Origin of the sequence: Streptomyces alkaliphilus (genome assembly GCF_014141535.1) — a bacterium.
Taxonomy (GTDB): domain Bacteria; phylum Actinomycetota; class Actinomycetes; order Streptomycetales; family Streptomycetaceae; genus Streptomyces; species Streptomyces alkaliphilus.
This window is the reverse complement of record NZ_VKHT01000927.1, coordinates 1-1,979: the sequence shown is the minus strand read 5'-3', so window position 1 is coordinate 1,979 and position 1,979 is coordinate 1. Positions and strand designations below refer to the sequence as shown.

Annotated in this window: 1 protein-coding gene; it reads right to left on the bottom strand. The window is 68.5% G+C overall.

The window, feature by feature from the left end:
• Positions 1-99: 99 nt before the first annotated feature.
• Positions 100-1,509 (bottom strand): endo-1,4-beta-xylanase, encoded by a 1,410-nt coding sequence (locus FNQ90_RS21210; RefSeq protein WP_182607820.1) that lies wholly within the window; start codon positions 1,507-1,509, stop codon positions 100-102.
• Positions 1,510-1,979: the final 470 nt, after the last annotated feature.

Here is a 1,979-nt window from a genome sequence, read left to right as displayed (position 1 = left end):
CCCCGGCCCCGGTCGCCCCCGACCGGCACGCCCCGATCGGGGGTCGGGACCGCGGGATCCCGGCCCCCGACCGGGGGAGACCACCTTCGAAAAAGGGCGTCAGGAGGCCGTGCAGGCACCGATCGTGGGAGCGGTCCAGGTGCCGTTGGCCATTACCGTGAAGCCGAAGCTGGTGGAGGCGCCGGCCGCCAGGTTCCCGTTCCCGTTGGGCCGCATCGTCATGACGTTGCCGCTGCTGTCCCAGGTGGGACTGCCGTTCCAGGTGGAGGAGATCCGCTGCGGCGAGCGCACGGTGACGTTCACCGACCAGGAGGAGATCGGCCGGCTGCCGGCTGTCACCACGACCCGACCGTTGAAGCGGTCACCCCAGCGGTCGGTCTCGGTGTAGGTGACGGTGCAGGACGCCGTGCCGCCCCCGTCACCGCCGCCCGTGCCGCCACCGGTGCCGCCGCCGTTGGAGGAACCGCCCAGCGTCGCGAGCACCGCGTCGTAGGCGGGCTTCTTGTTGTAGTTGCCGTCGAACAGCAACGGGGTGCCGCCGCTGCGCCAGGAGTACTTGTCCGTCACGCCCCACACCGTGATGCCGGTGCAACGGGAGACGTTCAGGCACGCCTGGATCACCCGTCGGTAGTCGTTGGCCTGGGCGGTGCCGGAGCCCTCGATGTCCAGTTCGGTGATCTGCACCTCCACGCCGAGGTCGGCGAAGCGCTGGAGATTGGCCTGGTAGTCGTTGGGCACCGGGGACTGGGGGTTGAAGTGCGACTGGAACCCGACGCAGTCGATGGGCACGCCGCGCTGCTTGAGGTCCCGCACCAGGTTGTAGACGGCGTCGCTCTTGGCGTTGCGACCGTCGGTGTTGTAGTCGTTGTAGCAGAGCTTGGCGTTGGGGTCGGCGGCCCGCGCCATGCGGAAGGACTCCTCGATGTACCCGTTGCCCAGCACCCGCTGGAAGACCGAGTTGCGTCGCGCGCCGCTGCTGCCGTCCTGGAACGCCTCGTTGACCACGTCCCAGGAGTGGACCTGACCGCGGTAGCGGCCCATCACGGTCTCGATGTGGGTGCGCATCACCGTGCGCAGTTCGTTGGCGTTGTTGATGTTGTCGACCCACCCCGGCAGCTGGGAGTGCCAGACCAGCGTGTGTCCGCGCAGCGACATCCCCCGGCTGCGGGCGTGGTTGGCGATCCGGTCCGCCTCGGTGAAGGTGAAGTTGCCGCGGGTGCGCTGCAGCGACTCCCACTTCATCTCGTTCTCGGCGGTGATGCTGTTGAACTCGCGGTTGAGCGTGTTCACGTAGTCCGACTCGCCGAGCCGGTTGTTGGCGACGGCGGCGCCGAAGTACCGGCCCTTCTCCGCGGCCGCGGCCCCGAGGGTCGAGGCGGCGTTGGCGGTCCCGGACATCGACACGAGGCCTGCCGAGACCAGGATGCCCACGGCTCCGACGGTGAGGGCGCGCCTCAGACGGGTCCGCAGGCGGGACCGCCCGGGGCCCCGGGGTGTTTCGTCGATCATCGTTGTCCCTTCTGGTGAACCGGCCGGGGCGTCCCGCCGCCCCGGCCGGATGGTGTCACCGGACCCGTGGGGACGGCCGGGTGCGCGGCGCTGTCCCGACGGGGCGCGGGTGGCGCGGCTCCCGTGGCCTCCGGTGACGAACGCTCAGAAGTGTCCGCCCGGCTCCCGAAAGCGTCAACGAATGTTTCCGGAAAATTTCCGGACAATAATCTCCGAAAAACAACGATTGCGGGCGTGTCAACAGGGTTTTCCCTGCGATGCGAGTTCGTGGTGCATGTGTTCGACATGTGAAGGGGGAAGTCTTCACCGATTCTTTCGAAGACTTTCCGAAATGACTTCGGGGTTCTCCCGTCCCGCTCGCCCCGAGGTCTCCGACTCCTCCGCCGGTCGCGTTCACCCGGGTAGCGTGGAGGAGTGACCACCAGCGGATCGGAAGACGGCCCTTTGACCACCCCCGGCGTCCGCACCCC

Coding starts and splice junctions, on each gene's coding strand:
- FNQ90_RS21210 (WP_182607820.1), bottom strand. CDS start 1,509: ATGATCGACGAAACACCCCGGGGCCCCGGGCGGTCCCGCCTGCGGACC.